The sequence below is a fragment of the Nocardioides sp. Z50_6 genome, from assembly GCF_058215755.1.
Window position 1 is genome coordinate 90,680 of the sequence record NZ_JBZAJB010000003.1, and the last position, 21,205, is coordinate 111,884.

18 protein-coding genes are annotated in these 21,205 nt (G+C 73.9%); 11 read left to right on the plus strand and 7 right to left on the minus strand.

Going from position 1 to position 21,205, the window contains the following annotated elements; genetic code table 11:
- Positions 1-7: 7 nt before the first annotated feature.
- Positions 8-505, minus strand: coding sequence for a thiol peroxidase (gene tpx, locus AC4BGE_RS09450; protein WP_490569302.1), 498 nt, complete (start codon positions 503-505; stop codon positions 8-10).
- 42 nt (positions 506-547) lie between these two features.
- On the minus strand, positions 548-1,213 hold the full coding sequence (locus AC4BGE_RS09455; RefSeq protein ID WP_490575115.1) for a biliverdin-producing heme oxygenase: 666 nt from the start codon (positions 1,211-1,213) through the stop codon (positions 548-550).
- 247 nt (positions 1,214-1,460) lie between these two features.
- On the opposite strand from AC4BGE_RS09455, the gene AC4BGE_RS09460 reads away from it, so the two are divergent.
- The 6 genes from AC4BGE_RS09460 (at position 1,461) to AC4BGE_RS09485 (ending at position 8,371) form a co-directional block, all read left to right on the plus strand.
- Positions 1,461-2,531, plus strand: a complete 1,071-nt coding sequence (locus AC4BGE_RS09460) for a heme/hemin ABC transporter substrate-binding protein (protein WP_490569300.1) — start codon at positions 1,461-1,463, stop codon at positions 2,529-2,531.
- Positions 2,528-3,589 (plus strand): FecCD family ABC transporter permease, encoded by a 1,062-nt coding sequence (locus AC4BGE_RS09465; RefSeq protein ID WP_490569299.1) that lies wholly within the window; start codon positions 2,528-2,530, stop codon positions 3,587-3,589. The genes AC4BGE_RS09460 and AC4BGE_RS09465 overlap by 4 nt, the downstream gene beginning before the upstream one ends.
- A complete protein-coding gene (locus tag AC4BGE_RS09470) occupies positions 3,586-4,485 on the plus strand; it encodes a heme ABC transporter ATP-binding protein (RefSeq protein WP_490575116.1) in 900 nt (299 codons plus the stop codon). The genes AC4BGE_RS09465 and AC4BGE_RS09470 overlap by 4 nt, the downstream gene beginning before the upstream one ends.
- The gene (locus AC4BGE_RS09475) at positions 4,473-5,663 is read left to right on the plus strand and encodes a hypothetical protein (RefSeq protein WP_490575117.1); all 1,191 of its coding nucleotides are present in this window, start codon (positions 4,473-4,475) and stop codon (positions 5,661-5,663) included. Before AC4BGE_RS09470 ends, AC4BGE_RS09475 begins: the two co-directional genes overlap by 13 nt.
- Positions 5,650-6,963, plus strand: a complete 1,314-nt coding sequence (locus AC4BGE_RS09480) for a hypothetical protein (RefSeq protein WP_490575118.1) — start codon at positions 5,650-5,652, stop codon at positions 6,961-6,963. Before AC4BGE_RS09475 ends, AC4BGE_RS09480 begins: the two co-directional genes overlap by 14 nt.
- Positions 6,964-7,033: 70 nt before the next feature.
- Positions 7,034-8,371, plus strand: coding sequence for a hypothetical protein (locus AC4BGE_RS09485; RefSeq protein ID WP_490575119.1), 1,338 nt, complete (start codon positions 7,034-7,036; stop codon positions 8,369-8,371).
- A gap of 40 nt (positions 8,372-8,411) precedes the next feature.
- Here AC4BGE_RS09485 and AC4BGE_RS09490 read toward each other — a convergent pair whose 3' ends face one another.
- Positions 8,412-9,209: an NAD-dependent epimerase/dehydratase family protein gene (locus tag AC4BGE_RS09490; protein WP_490575120.1), complete on the minus strand. Its 798-nt coding sequence runs from the start codon at positions 9,207-9,209 to the stop codon at positions 8,412-8,414.
- A complete protein-coding gene (locus AC4BGE_RS09495) occupies positions 9,209-10,009 on the minus strand; it encodes a purine-nucleoside phosphorylase (RefSeq protein ID WP_490569293.1) in 801 nt (266 codons plus the stop codon). The genes AC4BGE_RS09490 and AC4BGE_RS09495 overlap by 1 nt, the downstream gene beginning before the upstream one ends.
- 96 nt (positions 10,010-10,105) lie before the next feature.
- Between AC4BGE_RS09495 and AC4BGE_RS09500 the strand changes: the two genes are divergently transcribed.
- Positions 10,106-11,176 (plus strand): FUSC family protein, encoded by a 1,071-nt coding sequence (locus AC4BGE_RS09500; RefSeq protein ID WP_490569292.1) that lies wholly within the window; start codon positions 10,106-10,108, stop codon positions 11,174-11,176.
- Between the two features lie 11 nt (positions 11,177-11,187).
- Here AC4BGE_RS09500 and AC4BGE_RS09505 read toward each other — a convergent pair whose 3' ends face one another.
- A complete protein-coding gene (locus AC4BGE_RS09505) occupies positions 11,188-11,640 on the minus strand; it encodes a gamma-glutamylcyclotransferase family protein (protein ID WP_490569291.1) in 453 nt (150 codons plus the stop codon).
- A 66-nt stretch (positions 11,641-11,706) separates the two neighbouring features.
- On the opposite strand from AC4BGE_RS09505, the gene lpdA reads away from it, so the two are divergent.
- Together lpdA and AC4BGE_RS09515 are read left to right on the plus strand one after the other, a co-directional pair.
- A complete protein-coding gene (lpdA, locus tag AC4BGE_RS09510) occupies positions 11,707-13,113 on the plus strand; it encodes a dihydrolipoyl dehydrogenase (protein ID WP_490569290.1) in 1,407 nt (468 codons plus the stop codon).
- A 4-nt stretch (positions 13,114-13,117) separates the two neighbouring features.
- Positions 13,118-14,530: an NAD(P)H-quinone dehydrogenase gene (locus AC4BGE_RS09515; RefSeq protein WP_490575121.1), complete on the plus strand. Its 1,413-nt coding sequence runs from the start codon at positions 13,118-13,120 to the stop codon at positions 14,528-14,530.
- Positions 14,531-14,596: 66 nt separating this feature from the next.
- Here the strand turns inward: AC4BGE_RS09515 and serA are convergent, their stop codons facing one another.
- Positions 14,597-15,787: a phosphoglycerate dehydrogenase gene (serA, locus tag AC4BGE_RS09520; RefSeq protein ID WP_490575122.1), complete on the minus strand. Its 1,191-nt coding sequence runs from the start codon at positions 15,785-15,787 to the stop codon at positions 14,597-14,599.
- A 69-nt stretch (positions 15,788-15,856) separates the two neighbouring features.
- Between serA and arfB the strand changes: the two genes are divergently transcribed.
- Positions 15,857-16,267: an alternative ribosome rescue aminoacyl-tRNA hydrolase ArfB gene (gene arfB / locus AC4BGE_RS09525; protein ID WP_490569287.1), complete on the plus strand. Its 411-nt coding sequence runs from the start codon at positions 15,857-15,859 to the stop codon at positions 16,265-16,267.
- A 24-nt stretch (positions 16,268-16,291) separates the two neighbouring features.
- Here arfB and AC4BGE_RS09530 read toward each other — a convergent pair whose 3' ends face one another.
- The gene (locus tag AC4BGE_RS09530) at positions 16,292-19,669 is read right to left on the minus strand and encodes a pyruvate carboxylase (RefSeq protein ID WP_490575123.1); all 3,378 of its coding nucleotides are present in this window, start codon (positions 19,667-19,669) and stop codon (positions 16,292-16,294) included.
- 223 nt (positions 19,670-19,892) lie between these two features.
- Between AC4BGE_RS09530 and AC4BGE_RS09535 the strand changes: the two genes are divergently transcribed.
- Positions 19,893-21,161: a SpoIID/LytB domain-containing protein gene (locus AC4BGE_RS09535; protein ID WP_490575124.1), complete on the plus strand. Its 1,269-nt coding sequence runs from the start codon at positions 19,893-19,895 to the stop codon at positions 21,159-21,161.
- Positions 21,162-21,205 lie beyond the last annotated feature (44 nt).

The following is a 21,205-nucleotide window of genomic DNA, read 5'->3' on the forward strand; positions in this document are numbered from 1 at the left end:
AGCAGGGTCAGGAGAGGGCGGCGAGCGCGGCGTCGTAGTCCGGCTCGGTGGTGATCTCGTCGACCAGCTGGGTGTAGGTCACCTTGCCGTCGGCGTCGAGCACCACGACCGCGCGGGCCAGCAGCCCGGCCATCGGGCCGTCGGCCAGCGTGACGCCGTAGTCCTCGCCGAAGCTGGAGCGGAACGCCGAGCCGACCTTGACCTGGTCGATGCCCTCGGCGCCGCAGAACCGGGCCTGGGCGAAGGGGAGGTCCTTCGACACGTTGACCACGGTGGTGTTCTCCAGCCCGGCGGCCAGCTCGTTGAACTTCCTGACGCTCGCCGCGCAGATCCCGGTGTCGACGCTCGGGAAGATGTTGAGCACGACCCGGGTGCCCTGGGAGTCGGCCTGGGTCAGCTGGGAGAGTCCCTCGCCGACCAGGTCCCAGCCCGGAGCGGAGCTGCCGACGGCCGGCAGCTCGCCGACGGTGTGGACGGTGTTGCCCTTGAGTGCAGTGGTAGCCATGGACCATTCCTACACTGCGGCGACAACCGCCGGCGCCGGGTCTCAGGCCCGGGCGAAGTGTGCCGTGTGCCGGCCGAGCTCGGCGAAGACCGCCTGGTTGTGGCTGAAGGCGTGCTGGACCTCCGCGACCGCCTCGGCCTGCTGCGCCTCGTCGAGGGGCAGCTCGTCCAGGCGGGCGCGGTAGCCGTCCTTGTAGGCCTTGACCTTCGCGATCGTGTCGAACCGGTAGAACGACAGGCCGCTGCCCCGGCGGTCGAAGTCGCGGTCGAGGATCCGGCCGATCGCCTGGCCGCCGGAGAGGTCGCCCAGGTAGCGGGTGTAGTGGTGGGCGACGAAGCGGACCGGGTGGTCGGCCGTGGCGCGGATGCGGGCGGCGTACTCGGCGGCAGCGGCCCCGGGGCAGACCCGCTCGGCGTCCTCGCCGGTGCTCCACGCCGCCAGGTCGGCGTCCAGGCTGGGGAGCCGCTCCAGGGCGGCGTCGTGGAGCGGGGCGACCAGGGGATGGCCGGCCAGGGCACGGCCGGTCTCTTCCAGGGCCGCATAGACTGTCCGCAGCTGACGCAGATAGTTGACGTATCCGGCTTCGTTGATCCGCCCGCCCATCAGGTCCTCGATGAACGTGGCGCTCTCGGCGGCGTCGTGCTGGGCCCGTGAGCCCTCGCGCAGCGCGGTCGACAGGGGTGTGGACGTGGCGTCCAGGACGGTCATGGGCGGTCTCCGGATCAGGTCGTGGTCGGGTGCGGCCAGGGCTGGCACCCGCATGCTTAGGGGAACCTTAGTTGGGTTAGGCTAACCTAAGCGATCGGGTTCCCGCTCGGGACCCCCGACCGGGTGCGGAACCCGATCGCCCGGCCCCGGTGCCACGCGCTGCATCGGCCACCGGGTCCGGTCACACGTCGAGGAGAGGTTGAGATTGCTCAGGTCGCATGTACTCCGCGCCGGCGCCCTGGCCGTGGTGACCGCACTGGTGGCCGGGTGCGGGATCCAGGGCCCGGACCGGGCTGAGGAGTCCGGCCCGGCCGGCACCGTGAAGGCCGCGCCGCCACTGGCGAGCACCACCCCCGCCGAGGACCCGCGCGCCTGGCGCGGCGCGGTGAGCGCCGGCGTCGAGGAGACGGACATCGTGCCCGTCGCCACCGACCCCGAGCCCGAGCTCCCCGTCACCCTGACCGACTCCCAGGGCACCGAGGTGGTGGTGAAGGACGTCTCCCGGGTGCTGGCCCTGGACCTGCACGGCACCCTGTCCCGCACGGTCTTCGAGCTCGGTCTGGGTGACCGCCTGGTGGGCCGTGACCTCTCCACCGGCTTCGAGCAGGCCGCGGACCTCCCGCTGGTGACCGGCGGCAGCGGTCACGAGCTCAACGCCGAGGCGATCCTCGACCTCGACCCCACCCTGATCCTCACCGACACCTCGCTGGGCCCCTGGGACGTGGTGCTCCAGATGCGCGAGGCCGGTATCCCGGTCGTGGTGGTGGAGTCCTCGCGCACCCTGGACAACGTCGGCGAGATCACCCGCCAGACCGCGGCCGCCCTCGGTGTCCCGGACGCCGGCGAGGCGCTGGCCGACCGGATCGGCGCCGAGATCGAGGCCGTCGAGGCCGACATCGCCGAGGTGGCCCCGCAGGACGAGCGGCGGCGGCTGCGCACCATCTTCCTCTACGTGCGCGGCAACGCCGGGGTCTACTACATGTTCGGCCGGGGGTCCGGGGCCGACGACCTGATCGACGCCGTCGGCGCCTACGACGTGGCCGAGGAGATCGGCTGGTCGGGGATGCGCCCGGTGACCGCCGAGGGCCTGGTCGCCGCGGCGCCCGAGCTGGTGGTGATGATGCGCGGCGGCCTGGAGTCGACCGGCGGCGTCGAGGGGCTGCTGGAGCGTCTCCCCGCCCTGGCCAACACCCCCGCCGGGCGCAACGAGCGGTTCGTCGACGTCGACGACTCGCTGATCCTCGGCTACGGCCCCCGCACCGCCGACGTCCTCAACGCCCTCGCGGTGGCGGTGCACGCCCCGCAGGAGCTCACGTGAGCCTGAGCCTCCCGCTGCCGGCCACCAGCACCAGCCGGCGCCTGGTGCTGGGTGCGCTCGGCGCCCTGCTGCTGGTGGCGGTCACGATGGCCGCGGGCGCGGGGCAGCTCCACATCCCCGCGGAGGAGGTGGTCGGCTCCCTGCTCCACCGCCTCGGGCTCGACCTCGGACCCCTGCCCAGCCACCCGCAGGGGGAGTCGACCCTGTGGCAGGTGCGCTTCCCCCGGCTGGCGATGGCGGTCCTGGTGGGCGCCTGCCTGGGCGTCGCGGGCGCCGTGATGCAGGGCGTCTTCGGCAACCCGCTCGCCGAGCCGGGGGTGGTCGGCGTCTCCTCGGGTGCCGCGCTGGCGGCGGCGGCGGTGCTCGTCTTCGACGTGGCCTTCCTGGGCCAGTGGACCCTCGCCGTGGCCGCCTTCGTCGGCGGCCTGCTCACCACGATCGCGGTCTACCTGCTCTCCCGGGACTCCGGGCGCACCGAGGTCGTGACCCTGGTCCTGACCGGGGTCGCGGTCAACGCCATGGCGGGCGCCGCGCTGGCGTTCCTGATGTTCCTCGGCGACACCCAGGCGCGCGAGGAGATCGTCTTCTGGCAGCTCGGCAGCCTCAACGGCTCGCGCGCCGAGCAGGTCCTGGTGACCGCGCCGACCGCGCTGGTGGGCGTCGTCGCCGCGCTGCTGCTCTCCAGGCGGCTCGACCTGCTCTCGCTGGGAGACCGGGGCGCCAGGCACGTCGGCGTCGACGTGGAGCGGCTCCGGATGGCCAGCATCGTGGTGGTCGCCGTGCTCACCGCGGCGGCCGTCTCCTTCGCCGGCATCATCGCCTTCGTCGGGTTGATCATCCCGCACCTGATGCGGATGGTGGTGGGCCCGGGGCACCGGGCGCTGGTCCCGGCCAGCGCCCTGGGGGGCGCGGTCCTGCTGGTCCTGGCGGACCTGTGGGCCCGCACCGCGATCGCCTACGCCGACCTGCCGATCGGGATGCTCACCTCGCTGGTCGGCGGCCCCGTCTTCTTCTGGCTGCTGCGGCGCGCCCGGCGTACGGCGGGGGGCTGGGCATGACGGCCGCCCGCGGCACCGCCGCCGAGCCGGTGCTCAGCGCCCGGGGCGTGTGCGTCGAGATCGCCGGGCACCGCATCCTTCACGACGTCTCCTTCGAGGCCCGCCCCGGCGAGCTGGTCGCGCTGGTGGGACCCAACGGCGCGGGGAAGTCGACCCTGCTGGCCGTGCTCGCGGGCGACCTCCGCCCCGACAGCGGGCGGATCGAGCTGGCTGGCCGCCCGCTCGAGGACCAGTCGGCGGCCCAGATGGCCCGCCGCCGGGCGGTGCTCCAGCAGAAGCAGATCCTCGCCTTCGGCTTCCGGGTGCGCGAGGTGGTCGAGATGGGACGGGCGGTGTGGCGTCGTACGCCTCGCGCCGAGGACGACGACGCCCGGGTCCAGGAGGCGATGGAGGTCACCGAGGTCGACCACCTCGCCTCGCGGGTGGTGCCCACCCTGTCGGGAGGGGAGCAGGGCCGGGTGGCGTTCGCCCGGATGCTGGCCCAGGAGGTCGAGGTGCACCTGCTCGACGAGCCGACCGCCGCGCTGGACATCCGCCACCAGGAGGCCCTGCTCACGCACGCGCGCGCCAGCGCCCGCGCGGGCGCCGCGGTCGTGGTGGTGCTGCACGACCTGAGCCTCGCGGCCGCTTTCGCCGACCGCGTCTGCGTCCTCTCCCGGGGCGCCGTGCGGGCGGTCGGGCGCCCGTCGGAGGTGCTGACCTCGGTCCTGCTCACCGAGGTCTACGAGCATCCCGTCGAGGTGCTGGAGCACGCCGGGAACCTCCTGGTGGTCCCGGTGCGAGCGACCGCCGACCCCGGCCCCGCTGCTGTCCCCCCAGCTGTCCCCCCTGCCGTCCCCCCTGTCGTCCCCCCTGCCGTCAAGGTCGTCGAGAAGGAGACCTCGTGCCCCTCCTGAGTCCCCACCGAGGATCGCGCCGAGCCGCGGCCCTGGCTCTCCTCCCCGTCCTGGCCCTGCTCGGTGGGGTCGTGCTCCTCGGCTCCGCCCCGGCGCAGGCGGCCGGGCGGGTGACGGTCGACAACGACGGACGCGGCCAGGTCATCGACTCCCGCTACTCCACCGAGCTGACGGTCTCCGGCCGGGGCTTCCAGTCGGTCAAGGGCGGCCACGGCGGCCTCTACGTCTGGTTCGGCACGGTGAGCGGTCGCTGGCAGCCCAGCAAGGGCGGCAGGTCGGGCAGCGACTACGTCTACGTCCCCGACAGCGAGTCGCGCAGCAACGCCGGGTTCCAGCGCTACGTCGCCTTCCCCGGCTCGGACACCGCCTCCTCGGCCAACGGGGGCACCATGTCCGCCGACGGCTCCTGGTCGGTGCGGCTCGTCGTCCCGGGGCCCACCTTCCAGGGGGTCGGGCGCAACGGCACGGTCCGCACCGTCGACTGCCGCAAGGTGACCTGCGGGGTCATCACCGTGGGCGCGCACGGGGTGCACAACGCCAACAACGAGACCTTCACCCCGGTGCGGGTCGCCGACCTCGAGCCGGCGGCCGAGGGCGGCGAGCAGCCCGCCACGGATCCGGGTGAGACCGCGGCCCCCGGGACGGGCACCCCGGCCACCGGGACCCCCCGGGACGGCACCGGGAAGGTCGCGGCACCCGGCGCGCCGGCGAAGCAGGGTCGGCAGGGCAAGCCCGTGCTCCGGGTCGACCGGGCCTCCGCGGTGCCCGGGCGGGCACTGTCGTTCGTCGCCCGCGGACTGCGCCCGGGCGAGCAGTTCACCGTCGTCCTCGACGACGGGCTCTCGGCCAGCGGACCGCACACGGTGGGCGCGGACGGCCGGGCGGTCGGGGTCGTGGGGCTGCCGGCAGGACTGCCGGAAGGCACCCACGAGCTGCGCCTCTTCGGCGGCGGCCGCGACGCCTCGGTGATGTTCGGCGTCAGCGCGGACGTCTCGGCCGACGTGCAGCCGGTGGCCGGTGAGGACCCGGACGCCTCGCCGGACTCGTCGTCGGGCTCCTCGTGGTGGTCCCAGGGCGCCCCGGCCGCCGTCTTCGTCGCGATCAGCGCCCTCGTCTTCGTCGCCGCCGCCGGCGCGGCGACCCACCGGACCCTGCGGAGCCGTCGTGCGCAGGCCTGAGCGCGTCGGCGCGCTGCTGGCCTCGGCCGCGGTCGCCCTGCTGGCGACCCTGGGCCCGGGCCAGCCCCCCGCCGTCGCGTCGCCGCAGGAACCGGCCCCGGGCAGCACCGTCGAGGTCTCCGACGTGGTCTTCGCCTGGAGCCTCAACGAGCAGACCAACGCGCGCTCCCACAACCCGGCGGCCATCAACTTCCTCGCCGCCGGGGTGGCCGACCCCGGCCGCGGCGGCGCGACGCTGCCCTCCTCGAAGTGGTCGGCCGCGGCGGGGAACACCACCATCGAGAAGCTCGACGCCGCGGGCACGTGGCAGACCGCCACCTGGCAGGGGCTGGGCACCGACGCCCAGGGCGCGCCCATCGATCTCTACGGGCCCTTCAGCGGTCACCGGGTGAAGGTGTCCGGTGGCGCGGGCACCGTGGACCCGGTCGCCGAGGACGCCTCCCTGGCGTGGACCGGCACCTTCACGGTCGTCTACTACGGGGGCAACACCGTCTTCACCGTCTCCGACCCGCAGCTGAGCCTGAGCGGCGGCACGGGCGAGGTCACCGCAGTGCTCGGGGGCTGGCTGGCGGACCGCACCGACACCCGGACCTGGACCCCCGTGGAGGGGCGCCGGGTCGCCGTCGCGACCCTCTCCGGCGTCGACGTGACGGAGACCGGCCTGGTCGCCACCCCGGCCTACCACGGCGTCGAGGTGACCGGCTCGGTCCCGCAGCTGCGCACGGGGGAGCACTGGGGGAGCTTCCCGGCGCCGATGATCGACTTCCTCGCACCGCTGGGGGTGGACCAGTTCTGGTACTCCACCGGGCTCCAGTCCGACTGGACCAAGCTCCCCGCGCCTGTGGTGGTCGGCTACGGCGCCGACACCGGCGCCGAGCTGCCCGCCCCGCCCCCGCCCGCGACGACGGGCGCGGGTGCAGCGCCGAAGCCGCCGAAGGTCACCAACAAGGTGCGCACGCCACCGTCCGCCGCACCGTCCGCTGCCCCCTCCGGTGGGCCCCGCCAGCAAGGCCCCGGCGCCGGTCCCGCCGGTCCCGCCGGTCCCGCCGGCCCCGCCCCGGCCGCCCCGTCGCCGTCCGACCCGCCCGCCCCGGACCCGGCGACCGGACCCTCCGCCACGTCCGGCCCGGGGTCGCCGGTCGCGGTGGGACCGCCGCTCGCTGTGCAGGTCGCCGCCGGGGACCAGCTGCAACCCCTCGCCGCGGACCGCGCCGAGGTCCACCCGGCCTGGTGGGGCGGGGGAGCGCTGCTCCTCGGGGCCGGTCTCCTCCTGCTCGTGCCGGCTCGCCGCCCGGCCTGACCGTCACCTCCTCGCCCAGCACCCATCGCTCAGCACCCATCGCTCAGCACCCACCGAAAGGAACACCCGCATGTCCACCTCACGTTTCCTGCGCCGACGGCTCTCCGTCGGGACCGCGGGGGTCGCCAGCGTCGCGCTCACCGCCGCGGCGTTCGCCGGTCTTCCCGCGGCCCAGGCCGCCCCCGTCGCCCCCGACTCGGTCGCCGGCTCCTTCAGCTGGTCGATCTCGGCCCAGGTCGGCGCCCGCATGCCGTCCTGGGAGCTGACGGGTGGCGCGTACGCGAAGACCCCCAAGGTCGCCACCTTCCCGCAGAGCGCGGTGAGCTCCTCCGGCGACGCCGTCACGGTGGGCTACGAGGGATCCGTGAAGACGCAGTTCGTCAACGCGGGCGTCCCGCTCTACTCGGTGACGATCGCCGACCCGGCCGTCACCCTCGACGCCGACGGCAGCGGCCAGCTCACCGCCGAGGTCTCCAGCGAGGTCGGCGCCACCAGCGAGGCACCGGAGCGCGTGGTCGTTGGCGAGTTCACCAGCAGCACGGGCACCCTCGACTCCACGCTGTCCGCCACCATCACCGGCTTCTCGACGGCGTTCCTCGACCAGATGGTCACCGGTGTGGAGCCGCACTTCAACGGCTCCACCGAGCTCAAGAACCCGGCGCCGTTCACCATCGCCGCGCCCAGCACCACGGCGCAGGTGGTCGAGGACGCGAGCGGGCTCTCGGTCACCGCGACCGGGTCCGACTTCTTCGGCGGCAACGCCGACTACAACGGGGTCTACGTCGGCGTCGCCCCTTCCGGCGGCCTGCCTGACGTCTCCACCATCGGTGGCCAGTCCGGGTTCGCCGGCTTCGACTGGGTCCCGGCCAGCGCCGTGGTGAACGGCGGCTTCACCCGCAACTTCGCTGTCGACCTCGCCAAGGTCACCCCCGGCACCTCCTACTCGCTCTACACCTGGCAGGCGCACCGGCACTCGACGACCGCCCTCGACACCGAGACCCCGATCGGGGTGCTGAGGCAGCCGACTCCGCCGCCCACGGCGACCGAGGCCCCGGCCCCGGCCCCGGCCCCGGCCCCGGCCCCGGCCCCGGCGCCCACCCCGGCGGCGCAGGTGAAGCCGCGGGCCAAGGCGACGCTGAAGAAGGCGCCCACCACCCGCAGGCCCGGCAAGGTCGTGGTCGACGTCGCCGGCAAGGCCGGCGCGGGCACGGGCAAGGTCCAGGCGAAGCTCAAGGTCCCGGGCAAGAAGAAGAAGGTCTCGCTCGGCGCCACCCTGAACAAGGTGGGCAAGGCCGTCATCAAGCTGCCCAAGGGCAAGCGCGGCGCCTACCGGCTCGTCGTCCGCTACCTGGGCGACGACAGCTACAAGCGCGTGCAGAAGGTCGTGAAGTTCCGCGTCACCCGCTGACCTCGGCCCTTGGCGCCCCCGCACCGGGGGCGCCAGGGGATCAGGGGCGGGGGAGTGCCGGGCGCCAGAACTCCTCGCCGGCGAAGGGGCCCCCGACGTGCGCGGCCTCGGCGGGGTCCTCGGGGCGCGGCGCGATCGCCTCGGCGTACGAGGAGGCGTCGTCCTGCGGCTCGTAGCCCAGGGCCCGCCCGGGCTCGAGGTCCCACCAGGCGTCGGCGTTCGCCGAGATGCCGTAGAGCACCGCGAAGCCTGGCGCCCGGGTGGTCAGCGCGGCCTCGACCATCCGCACGCAGTCGCCGTGGGAGAGCCAGGTCGCCAGGTGGCGGGCGGTGGTGGGCCGCGGCAGGAACGAGCCGATGCGGCAGGCCACCGCGTCCAGGCCGTAGCGGTCGGCGTACAGGCTCATCACCGCCTCGGCGGCCACCTTGCCGACGCCGTAGAAGGTGTCGGGTCGGGGCCGGGCGTCGACGCCCACGCAGTCGGTGCGGGGGGTCCGCCCGACGGCGTGGTTGCTCGAGGCGTAGACGAAGCGGTCCACCCGGTGGGCGACGCAGGCGTCGAGGAGCGCCGCGGTGGTGACCACGTGGGACGAGAGCGACCCGGGCAGGTCGAGCTCGTCGGGGTGGCCGGCGAGGTGGACCACGGCGTCGAGGGACTCGGCGGCGAAGACGGCGTCCACGGCGTCGGGGTCGGTGCAGTCCCCGGTGTGCCAGGCGACGTCGACGCCCTCGGGCGTGGGGACCAGGTCGAACCCGACGACCTCGTGCCCGGCCTCGGCGAGCCCGGGCAGCACGACCCGGCCGATGGAGCCGGCGGCGCCGGTGACCAGGACCCGCATCAGATCCGCGGGACCAGGTCGCCGAGCAGGGCGCCCATCCGGGTCGCGGCCGACCGGCCGGCCTCGAGGACCTCCTCGTGGTTGAGGGGGTCGCCGGAGATGCCGGCCGCGGCGTTGGTGACCAGGCTGATGCCGAGCACCTCCATGCCGGCCTGGCGGGCAGCGATGGCCTCCAGGGTGGTGCTCATCCCGACCAGGTCGCCGCCGATGGCGCGCACCATGCGGATCTCGGCGGGCGTCTCGTAGTGGGGGCCGGGGAACTGCACGTAGACGCCCTCGTCGAGGCTGGGGTCGACCTCGCGGCACAGGGCCCGCAGCCGGCTGGAGTAGAGGTCGGTGAGGTCGACGAAGTGGGCGCCCTCGATGGGCGAGGTGGCGGTGAGGTTGATGTGGTCGCTGATCAGCACCGGCGTCCCGGGGGCCCAGGTGTCGCGCAGCCCGCCGCACCCGTTGGTCAGCACGATGGCCCGGCAGCCCGCGGCGGCCGCGGTGCGCACCGGGTGTACGACGGCCCGCACACCCTTGCCCTCGTAGAAGTGGGTGCGGGAGAGGAAGACCAGCACGTCGGAGTCGCCGACCCGGATGCTGCGGATCTTGCCGGAGTGGCCCGCCACCCCGGCGGCGTGGAAGCCGGGGAGGTCGGTGGTGGAGATCTCCGCGGTCGCCGGCCCGAGGGCGTCGACGGCCGGCAGCCAGCCGGAGCCGAGCACCAGGGCCACGTCGTGGGAGTCGACGCCGGTGAGCTCACGCAGCGTCGCGGCGGCCGCGGAGGCCAGGGCAGTGGGGTCGGTCTCGGTCACCCGTCGATCCTAGGCAGCCACCTACTGGTCCAGCCACTCGCGTCGGTGGGAGTGTGTGGTCATGGCCGACGCTGCCCCGCGCAGGACCGGGCGCCCATGACCCTGGGCGAGCGCCTGCACGCGGTGGCCTCGCGCTGGCGCCAGCTGGTGCGGCTGGGCGGCGCCACGGCTGCGGCGTTCGCCATCTCCACCCAGGTGCTGGGTCACCAGCAGGCGTTCTTCGCCCCCGTCGCGGCGGTGATCGTGCTGGTCGCGGGGGGCGGCCTGCGCCAGCGCACCCTGGTCGAGCTGGTGCTGGGGGTGGCCGTGGGGGTGCTGGTCGGGGAGATGCTCATCCTGGCCATCGGGCGGGGGGTGTGGCAGATCGCGCTGGTCGTCGTCTCCAGCTCGGCGCTGGCGATCTTCGCCGGGCTCACGGGCGTGGCCCGCACCCAGGCGGCCAACTCCGCGGCCCTGCTCGCGGCGGTGTTGCCGGCGGCGGGCGCGCAGAACCCCGCCGTGACCCGCTTCCTGGACGCCCTGGTGGGCGGGCTCTGCGGCCTGGCGATGGTGCTGATCGTGCCGCGCAACGCGGTGCGCGACCTCACCGAGGAGGTGCACCCCCTGCTGGCCGAGCTGGAGCAGGTGCTGGAGGTGCTGGCCCGGGCGATGCGCGCCGGCGACGCGGCGCTGGCGGAGGAGGCGCTGGCGCTGGCTCGTGGGATGCAGGGTCGCGTCGAGACGGCCCAGACCACGGCCACCCACGTCTCGGAGGTCGCGACCATCTCGCCGATGCGGTGGCGGCAGCGCTCCGAGGTCGCCCGCTTCGCGGCGGTGCTGGCCGACATCGACAACGCGGTCCGTGACGCCCGGGTGCTGGCCCGGCGGGTGGCCTCGATGCTGCGGCTGGGGGAGGAGAGCTCCGGCCTGATGGCGGCCTCGGTGGAGGCGCTGACCCGGGGGGTGCGGATCTTCGAGTCGGGCCTGGAGGAGGCGCCGGACGCCGCGGAGGTGCGCGAGGCGAGGGACCACCTGGTGGAGTCGGTGCGGCTGGCGGTGGCCTCGCTGACCGACCACATGACCCTCAACCGCGCCGCGGTGGCCTCGCAGGTGCGCTCCCTGGCCGCCGACGTGCTCTTCGCCACCGGGATGAGCCGCGACGAGCTCGACGTCCGCCTCGACTTCTGAGGGGCGACGGCTCAGAGGCCGGTGGAGCGGCAGGCCCGCGCCCGCAGGGCTGCGACGTAGTCGTCGGGGGCGGCGGCGGCCTCCGCGGCGGCGGCCAGGACCCCGAGGTAGGAGGCGCTCGGCAGACCGCCCTCGTAGGCGTCGAGCACGTAGGCCCAGGCGGTGACCTCGCCGTTGAGGGTGGCCACCCGCACCCGGGTCTTGCGGTAGAGACCGGTGTCGGCCGACTCCCAGCCGTCGAGGGCGACCTCGTCCTCGCCGCCGATGTCGTAGACGGCGACGAAGACCTGCTCGGCCGGATCCTGGACGATCGTGGGCAGGGCGCCGTCCCAGCCGTGCTCCTCCCCGCCGAAGGTGAGGCGCCAGCCGGTGAGCCAGCCCGTGCCCCGCAACGGGGAGTGCGGGCAGCGCTCACCCATCCGGCCGGGATCCAGGTTGGTGCCGTAGGCGGCGTACAGCGTCACGGGTGCAGGCTATCGCGCAACGGAGGTGGGTTATGCCGGCCACCGGCCGCGGCCTAGGCTGTGGCCGTGACTGACTCCGCACACTTCGACGTCGTTGTCCTCGGTGCCGGCCCCGGTGGGTACGTCGCCGCCATCCGCGCCGCCCAGCTCGGCAAGTCCGTGGCGGTGGTGGAGAAGCAGTACTGGGGCGGGGTGTGCCTCAACGTCGGCTGCATCCCCTCCAAGGCGCTGCTCAAGAACGCCGAGCTGGCCCACACGCTGACCCACGAGAAGGCCAAGTACGGCATCGAGGGCGACGCGACGATGTCGTTCGGCCCGACCCACAAGCGCTCCCGCCAGGTGAGCGCCGGGATCGTCAAGGGCGTCCACTTCCTGATGAAGAAGAACAAGATCACCGAGATCGACGGGTGGGGCACCCTGACCTCGCCGTCCTCGATGGACGTCGCGACGAACGACGACTCCACCCGCCAGCTGACCTTCGACGACCTGATCATCGCCACCGGCGCCACCGTGCGGATGCTGCCCGGGATGGAGGTCAGCAAGAACGTCGTGACCTACGAGGAGCAGATCCTCGACGAGGAGCTGCCGAGCTCGATCATCATCGGTGGGTCGGGCGCGATCGGCGTCGAGTTCGCCTACGTGATGAAGAACTTCGGCGTCGACGTCACCATCGTGGAGTTCCTGGACCGGATGGTGCCCACCGAGGACGCCGACGTCTCCAAGGAGCTCCTCAAGCACTACAAGAAGCTCGGCGTCAAGGTCATGCTCTCCACCAAGGTCGAGAACGTCGAGGACACCGGCGACGGCGTGCGCGTCACCGTCAGCCCCGCGGCCGGTGGCGACTCCCAGGTCATCGAGGCCGACAAGATGCTCGCCGCCTTCGGCTTCGCCCCCCGGCTCGAGGGCTACGGCCTCGACGCCATCGGGGTGAAGACCACCGACCGCGGCGCGATCGCGGTCGACGAGCGCGGCCGGACCAACGTCGAGCACGTCTACGCGATCGGCGACGTGACCGGCAAGATGATGCTCGCCCACGTGGCCGAGGCGATGGGGATCGTGGCGGCCGAGACGATCGCCGGCGCCGAGACCATGGAGATCGACTTCGACATGATCCCGCGGGCCACCTACTGCCAGCCGCAGATCGGCTCCTTCGGCCTCTCCGAGGAGCAGGCCAAGGAGAAGGGCTACGACGTCAAGACGGCCACCTTCCCCTTCAGTGCCAACGGCAAGGCCGCCGGGCTCGGCGAGACCGCCGGCTTCGTCAAGGTGGTCGCCGACGCGAAGTACAACGAGATCCTCGGCGCCCACATGATCGGGCCGGACGTCACCGAGCTGCTGCCGGTGCTCACCCTGGCCCAGCAGTGGGACCTCACCGCCGACGAGGTCTCCCGCAACGTCTTCGCCCACCCGACGCTGTCCGAGGCGGTCAAGGAAGCCGTCCACGGCATCGCCGGCCACATGATCAACTTCTGACGTCATGGCCACCCGAAACCCGTCCACCGACCGGGTCGTCATCATCGGGGGAGGCCCCGGCGGCTACGAGGCCGCCCACGTCGCCGCCCAGCTGGGTGCCGCGGTCACCGTGGTGGACAGCGACGGGATCGGCGGCTCCGCGGTGCTCACCGACTGCGTGCCGTCCAAGACGCTGATCGCCACCGCCGAGGTGATGACCGAGCTGACCACCGCATCGGAGCTCGGGGTGAGCCTCACCGACCTCGAGGGCGACTCCGCGGCGCGGGTGGTCGTCGACCTGGGCCGGGTCAACGCCCGGGTCAAGGCGCTGGCCGCCGAGCAGTCGGCGGACATCCAGCGACGCCTCGAGCGCGACGGCGTCCGGGTGGTGCGCGGCCACGGCCGGCTGGCCGGCCCGCAGCAGGTGGTCGTCGACCTCGCCGACGGCGGGACCGAGACGATCGACACCGACGCGATCCTGGTCGCCACCGGCGCGGCGCCGCGCACGCTCCCGAGCGCCCAGCCCGACGGTGAGCGGATCCTGACCTGGGAGCAGGTCTACGACCTCACCGAGGTCCCCGAGAGCCTGGTCGTGGTCGGGTCCGGGGTGACCGGGGCCGAGTTCGCCTCCGCCTACCTCGCCCTCGGCATCCCCGTCACCCTGGTCTCCTCCCGCGACCGGGTGCTGCCCGGCGAGGACGCGGACGCCTCCGCGGTGCTGGAGGAGGTGGCGGTGCGCCGCGGCATGAACGTGCTCTCCAAGTCCCGGATGGAGTCGGTCACCCGGGAGGGCGACAAGGTCACCGTCACCCTCACCGACGGGCGCACCGTCGAGGCCTCCCACTGCGTGCTGGCGCTCGGCTCGGTCCCCAAGACCGCCGGGCTCGGCCTGGAGGAGGCGGGGGTGCGGCTCGACGAGGGCGGCTTCATCCGGGTCGACCGGGTCTCGCGGACCGCCGCCCGCGGCGTCTACGCCGCCGGGGACTGCACCGGCGTGCTGATGCTCGCCTCGGTCGCGGCCATGCAGGGCCGGATCGCCATGTGGCACTTCCTCGGCGACGCGGTGGCCCCGCTGGATCTGAAGAAGGTCTCCTCCAACGTCTTCACCGCGCCCGAGATCGCGACCGTCGGCTGGTCGCAGCAGGCCGTGGACAACGGCGAGATCGACGCCGAGGTGGTGACCCTGCCGCTGGCGGGCAACGCGCGCGCCAAGATGCAGGGCGTCAAGGACGGCTTCGTCAAGCTCTTCTGCCGTCCCGGCACGGGCATCGTGGTGGGCGGGGTGGTGGTCGGCCCCCGCGCCAGCGAGCTGATCCACGCCGTCTCCCTCGCGGTGAGCGAGTCGCTGACCGCCGACCAGCTCGCCCAGGCCTTCACCGTCTATCCCTCCATGAGCGGGTCGCTCGCGGAGGCTGCCCGGCGGCTGCACCGGGTCTGACCCGGACGGACGCGGGTCCGACCCGGGCGGACGCGGGTCCGACCCGGGCGGACCCGCTGCGGGGGTTCACCAGGTGCGGACCCACACGGTGTGCTCGGAGTTGCGCAGCTCCTCCAGCGACGCCGGCGAGAGGGCGTCGGCGGCGTCGGTGACCACGTAGCCCAGCGCCCCGTGGGTGGCGAGCTGCTGGCCGGTGATGTTGTCGCCCTCGGCGGCCAGCAGCGTGTTGAAGCCGGCCAGCACCCCGGGCACGTTGTGGTGCAGGATGCCGATCCGGTGGCCGTCGTGCTGCGGCGGCTGCACCTGGGGCAGGTTGACCGAGAGGGAGGTGCTGCCCTCGAAGGCGAAGCCGAGCAGCTTGCCGGCCACGAACCAGCCGATCTCCTCCTGCGCCTCCTGGGTGGAGCCGCCGACGTGCGGGGTGAGGATGACGTTGTCGAGGCCGCGCAGCACCGACTCGAACTTGTCGCCCTGCGCCTTGGGCTCGACCGGGAAGACGTCGAGGGCGGCGCCGGCGATGTGGCCGGAGAGCAGGTGGTCGCGCAGCGCGAGGTCATCGACGACCATGCCGCGCGAGGCGTTGATGAAGAGCGAGCGCGGCTTCATCGCGGCGAACTGGCGGGCGCCGAAGAACCCCTCGTTGCCGGGCCGGCCGTCGATGTGGAGGCTGACGACATCGGCGACGGCGAGCAGCTCCTCCAGGGTGTGCATCCGCTGGGCGTTGCCGTGGGCGGGGCGGTCGGCGGTGTCGAAGAAGACCACGCGCAGCCCCAGCGCCTCGGCGAGGTTGGAGAGCTGGGTGCCGATGTTGCCGTAGCCGACGATGCCGAGGGTGCGCCCGCGCACCTCGTGGCTGCCGCGGGCCGACTTGTCCCAGACGCCGTCGTGCATCCGCTGGATCTTCTCCGGCAGGCGGCGGGCGAGCGCGATGATCTCGCCGATCACCAGCTCGACGACGCTGCGGGTGTTGGAGTAGGGGGCGTTGAAGACCGCCACGCCTCGCTGGGCCGCCGCGGCCAGGTCGACCTGGTTGGTGCCGATGCAGAAGCAGCCGATCGCGATCAGGTCGGGAGCCGCGTCGAGGACGGCGGCGCCGACCTTGGTGTTGGAGCGGATGCCGAGCAGCGAGACGCCGTCGAGGGCCCGGACGAGCTCGGACTCGGTGAGGGAGCCGGGCAGCAGCTCGACCTCGAGGCCGCGGCGCTCGAGCGCCTCGACGGCGCGGGGGTGGATGTTCTCCAGGAGCAAGGCCTTCATGTGGCCACACTATGCAATGCGGGGGACCGTCCCTGCCGGGTGCTCCGGTCTGGGACGCATACTGGGCCCATGGGTCGCCCGGGACGGGTCGTCATCGACGACAGCGAGCTGACGTGGCGGTTCTCCCGGTCGTCGGGCCCGGGCGGTCAGCACGTCAACACCAGCGACACCCGGGCGGAGCTGATGTGGTCGCTGACCGCGACCAGCGCCCTCACGCCGGTGCAGAAGGAGCTCGCCGCGCAGCGGCTGCGCGGCCGGCTGGTCGACGGGACGCTGACCGTGGCCTCCTCGCAGTACCGCTCACAGCACCGCAACCGGGAGGCGGCGAGGGCGCGGCTGGTCGAGCTGGTGACCGAGGCGGTCGAGCCGCCCCGGCCCCGGCGACGCACCCGGCCCACCCGCGGGTCGGTGGAGCGCCGGCTGACGGCCAAGAAGCGCCGCGGCGACGTCAAGCAGGGCCGGCGGGGCTCCTGGGAGTGAGGCGGCCGCCCGGGCCCCGCGGTCTCACTCCAGCACGAGCAGCAGGTCGCCGCCCTCGACCTGGCGGGTCCCGCCGACGGCCACCCGCGCCACCCGGCCCGCGGAGGGCGCGGTGATCGCCGCCTCCATCTTCATCGCCTCGATGGTGGCCACCGTGTCGCCCGCGGCGACCTGGTCGCCCTCGGAGACCAGCACGGTGACCGCGCCCTGGAACGGCGCCGCCACCTGGCCGGGCTGGGCGGGGTCGGCCTTCTCGGTGGCCGCGACGTCGGAGGAGACGCTGCGGTCGCGGACGCTGACCGGGCGCAGCTGGCCGTGCAGGGTGGCCATCACGGTCCGGTAGCCGCGCTCGTCGGGGTCGCCGATGGCCTGGAGGCCGAAGAGGACCTGCTTGCCCTGGCCGAGGTCGACCTGGAGCTCCTCGCCCTGCTCGAGCCCGTAGAGCCAGCCGCGGGTGGGCAGCACCGTCAGGTCGCCGGAGACGGTCCGGGCCTTGCGGAAGTCGGCGGTGGGGCCCGGGAACAGCAGCTCGTTGAGGGTCTCGCGGGGGTGCTCGGCCAGGCTGGCGCGCTGCTCGTCGCTGAGCGTCTCGTCGGGCCGGCGCCAGCTGCGCCCCGCCAGCGCCTTGGTGCGGAACGGCTCGGGCCAGCCGCCGGGAGGATCGCCGAGCTCGCCGTGCAGGAAGCCGATCACCGAGTCGGGGATGTCGAACCGGCCCGGGTCCTCGGCGAACTCGGCCGCGTCGGCCCCCACGGCCACCAGGTGCAGGGCCAGGTCGCCGACCACCTTGGAGGAGGGGGTCACCTTGACCACGTTGCCCAGGATGTCGTTGGCGGCGGCGTACATGTCCTCGATCTGCTCGAACTTCTCGCCGAGACCGAGCGCGATGGCCTGCTGGCGCAGGTTGGAGAGCTGGCCGCCGGGGATCTCGTGGGTGTAGACCCGGCCGGTCGGCGAGGGCAGCCCCGACTCGAAGGGCGCGTAGAGCCGGCGGGTGGCCTCCCAGTAGGGCTCGAGGCTGCACACCGCCTCCAGGGAGAGACCGGTCTCCCGCTCGGAGTGGTCGGTCGCCGAGACGAGGGCCGAGAGGGGCGGCTGGGAGGTGGTGCCGGCCATCGGGGCCGCAGCGGCGTCCACGGCGTCCACCCCGGCGTCGATGGCGGCCAGCAGGGTCCCCAGCTGCCCTCCGGGGGTGTCGTGGGTGTGCAGGTGCACCGGGAGGTCGAAGCGCTCGCGGAGCGCGGTCACCAGCGTCCGGGCCGCCGGCGCGCGCAGCAGCCCGGCCATGTCCTTGATCGCCAGCACGTGGGCGCCGGCCTCCACGATCCGCTCCGCCAGCCGCAGGTAGTAGTCGAGGGTGTAGAGCCGCTCGCCGGGGGAGGAGAGGTCCCCGGTGTAGCAGAGCGCCACCTCGGCCACGGTGGTGCCGGTGGCCCGGACGGCGTCGATGGCGGGCCGCATCTGCTCGACGTCGTTGAGCGCGTCGAAGATGCGGAAGACGTCGAGACCCGTGCGGGCCGCCTCGGCGACGAAGGCGTCGGTGACCTCGGTCGGGTACGGCGTGTAGCCCACCGTGTTGCGGCCGCGCAGCAGCATCTGGAGGCACACGTTGGGCAGCGCCTGGCGCATCGCGGCCAGCCGCTCCCAGGGGTCCTCGCCCAGGAAGCGCAGGGCCACGTCGTAGGTGGCCCCGCCCCACGCCTCGACCGACCACAGCGAGGGGGTGAGCCGGGCGACGTGGCCGGCGACCTGGACCAGGTCGCGGGTCCGGACCCGCGTGGCGAGCAGGGACTGGTGGGCGTCGCGGAAGGTGGTGTCGGTGACCGCCACCGAGGTGGCGGCCCGCAGCTCGGCGGCGAACGCCTCGGGGCCCACGGCGAGCAGCCGCTGGCGGGTGCCGTCGGGAGCCGGGACGCTCAGGTCGACCGGGGGCAGCTTGGCCGCGGGGTCGATCTCGATCGGGGAGGGGCCGTAGGGCTGGTTGACGGTCACGTCGGCCAGGTGGGCGAGGAGTGCGGTGCCCAGGTCGGGGTCGGCCTTGGTGGCCAGCAGGTGGGGGTGGTCCTCGATGAAGGAGGTGGTCACCCGCCCGGCGGCGAAGTCGGGGTCGGCCAGCACCGCCTCGAGGAAGGCGAGGTTGGTGGTCACGCCGCGGATCCGGAACTCCGCGAGCGCCCGCCGCGCCTTCTGCACCGCCAGCTCGTGGGTCCGGCCGCGGCAGGTGAGCTTGGCCAGCAGGGAGTCGAAGTGGGCGCTGACCTCGGCGCCGGTGTAGGTGGTGCCGCCGTCCAGGCGCACCCCCGCCCCGCCGGGGGAGCGGTAGGTGGTGATCTTGCCGGTGTCGGGGCGGAAGTCGTTGGCCGGGTCCTCGGTGGTGATCCGGCACTGCAGCGCGGCGCCGCGCAGGACCAGGGTCTCCTGGCTGAGGCCGAGGTCGACCAGGGTCGCGCCGGCCGCGATCCGCAGCTGGGACTGGACCAGGTCGACGTCGGTGACCTCCTCGGTCACCGTGTGCTCGACCTGGATGCGGGGGTTCATCTCGATGAAGACGTAGTCGCCGTCGGGGTTGAGCAGGAACTCCACGGTGCCGGCGTTGCGGTAGCCGATGTCGCGGGCGAAGCGGACGGCGTCGGCGCACATCCGCTCGCGCACCGCGGGGTCGAGGTGGGGCGCGGGCGCGATCTCGACGACCTTCTGGTGCCGGCGCTGCACCGAGCAGTCGCGCTCGAAGAGGTGCATCACGCCGCCCTCGCCGTCGGCGAGGACCTGGACCTCGATGTGGCGGGGGTCGACCACGGCCTGCTCCACGAAGACGGTGCCGTCCCCGAAGGCGCCCTCGGCCTCGCGCATGCAGGCCTCGATCGCCGCGCGCAGCTGTGCGGGGTCGTCGACCCGGCGCATGCCCCGGCCCCCGCCGCCGGCCACCGCCTTGACGAACAGCGGGTAGGGGATCGACTCGGCGGCGGCCAGGAGCTCCTCGACGTCGGCCGACGGGGTGGTGCCGGACAGGGTGGGCACGCCGGCGGCCCGAGCGGCCGCGATCGCGCGGGACTTGTTGCCGGTGAGGGTGAGCACCTCGGCGGTCGGGCCGACGAAGGTGAGCCCGGCGTCGGCGCAGGCCTCGGCCAGCTGCGGGTTCTCGGACAGGAAGCCGTAGCCCGGGTAGACCGCGTCGGCGCCGGACCTCAGCGCCGCCTCGACGATGGCGTGCGGGTCGAGGTAGGCCCGGACCGGGTGGCCGCGCTCGCCGATCTCGTAGGCCTCGTCGGCGCGCAGCCGGTGCTCGGACCATCGGTCCTCGTAGGGGAAGACCGCCACCGTCCGGGCGCCGACCTCGTGGGCCGCCCGGAAGGCGCGGATCGCGATCTCGCCGCGATTGGCCACCAGCACCTTGTTGAACATGTCAGGACGGTACCCGGACCCGGGGCCCCGCGTATGGCCCCGGGTCCGGGTGTCGAGCGTGGTCCCCGCCGGGAAGCAGGAGGAGCCAGGGCGCCGCCGGGGAACTACAGCGCGGTAGTTCCCCAGTTCCGTTTGTGCCCCGACCAGCGGTGTGTTTCCCTGCGAGTTCACTGCTGTCACAGGGGCCCCCGGGTCCCGGATCCCGAGAAGGTGTACCCGCCTCATGCGTCCTGGCCCGCGTCCTGCTCCGCGCCGCAAGCGCGCCGCCCGAGCCGTCGCGCTCGCGGCCGCCCTGGTCCTGGTGCCGCTCGCCTCCGGCGCCGGCGCAGACGACCCCGCACCGGCCCCTCCGGTGGCCGCCACCGAGTCCTGGTCGGTCCTGGGCTCCTCGTCGGTGCGGATCATCGGGCGCGGCTACGGGCACGGGCACGGCATGTCGCAGTACGGCGCCGAGGGTGCCGCTCGCGCCGGCCTGACCTACCAGCAGATCGTCGAGTTCTACTACCCCGGCACCCAGTGGGGCGCCGCCGACGGCAAGGTCCGGGTGCACCTCACCGCCGACACCACCGACGACGTCGTGGTCGACGCCCGTCCCGGCATCACCGTCAAGGACCTCGCGTCCAAGCAGCGGTGGCGCCTGCCGGAGGGTCGGGCCCGCCAGTGGCGGCTGACCACGAACGCCCGCAACAGGGCCGTGGTCGAGTGGCGCGACCGCGGCGCCTGGCGCCGGTGGAAGGTGCTGGCCGGCGACGGCGAGCTCGCCGCTCCGGGCGGCCTGACCCTGGTCACCCCCGGCGGCTCGACGACCTACCGCGGCAAGCTCCGCGCCGCCACCCCCACACCCGGCAGCCGGGAGCGCGACACCGTCAACGTGGTCTCGCTGGAGAACTACCTGCGGGGCGTGGTCCCGCTGGAGATCCCGGCCTCGTGGAGCGCCGAGGCGGTCCGCGCCCAGTCGGTGGCCGCCCGGACCTACGCGGCCTTCGAGCGGGCCGAGCCCCTCGCCCGGCACTACCAGATCTGCGACACCACCGCCTGCCAGGTGTACGGCGGGAAGTCGGCCGAGCACCCCTTGGCCACCGCCGCGGTCCAGGCCACGGCCGGCCAGGTGCTGACCGTCGACGGAGCCCCGGCGTTCACCCAGTTCGCCTCCAGCAACGGAGGGTGGAGCTCGGCGGGGTCGCGTCCCTACCTGGCCGCCCAGGCGGACCCCTACGACGGCTGGGCGGGCAACCCCAACCACGTGTGGGAGGTGACGCTGGGCGACGAAGGGATCGAGACGGCGTGGCCGAGCATCGGCGACCTGCAGCAGATCGCCGTCACCGGCCGCGACGGCAACGGTGAGTGGGGTGGCCGGGTGGTCTCCATGACGCTGGTCGGCAGCGCCGGACAGGTCGAGGTCACCGGGGACCAGGTGCGCAGCGCGCTGGGCCTGCGCTCGAGCTGGTTCACCTTCGAGGTCACCACACGCAGCGCCCGCGGCGCCTGGTAGGCACCGCGGGCGGCTGGGCTGGTCGGACCGCGGGGTCCGCCCGG

Coding starts and splice junctions, on each gene's coding strand:
- tpx (WP_490569302.1), bottom strand. CDS start 505: ATGGCTACCACTGCACTCAAGGGCAACACCGTCCACACCGTCGGCGAG.
- AC4BGE_RS09455 (WP_490575115.1), bottom strand. CDS start 1,213: ATGACCGTCCTGGACGCCACGTCCACACCCCTGTCGACCGCGCTGCGC.
- AC4BGE_RS09470 (WP_490575116.1), top strand. CDS start 3,586: ATGACGGCCGCCCGCGGCACCGCCGCCGAGCCGGTGCTCAGCGCCCGG.
- AC4BGE_RS09485 (WP_490575119.1), top strand. CDS start 7,034: ATGTCCACCTCACGTTTCCTGCGCCGACGGCTCTCCGTCGGGACCGCG.
- AC4BGE_RS09490 (WP_490575120.1), bottom strand. CDS start 9,209: ATGCGGGTCCTGGTCACCGGCGCCGCCGGCTCCATCGGCCGGGTCGTG.
- AC4BGE_RS09500 (WP_490569292.1), top strand. CDS start 10,106: ATGACCCTGGGCGAGCGCCTGCACGCGGTGGCCTCGCGCTGGCGCCAG.
- AC4BGE_RS09515 (WP_490575121.1), top strand. CDS start 13,118: ATGGCCACCCGAAACCCGTCCACCGACCGGGTCGTCATCATCGGGGGA.
- serA (WP_490575122.1), bottom strand. CDS start 15,787: ATGAAGGCCTTGCTCCTGGAGAACATCCACCCCCGCGCCGTCGAGGCG.
- arfB (WP_490569287.1), top strand. CDS start 15,857: ATGGGTCGCCCGGGACGGGTCGTCATCGACGACAGCGAGCTGACGTGG.
- AC4BGE_RS09530 (WP_490575123.1), bottom strand. CDS start 19,669: ATGTTCAACAAGGTGCTGGTGGCCAATCGCGGCGAGATCGCGATCCGC.
- AC4BGE_RS09535 (WP_490575124.1), top strand. CDS start 19,893: ATGCGTCCTGGCCCGCGTCCTGCTCCGCGCCGCAAGCGCGCCGCCCGA.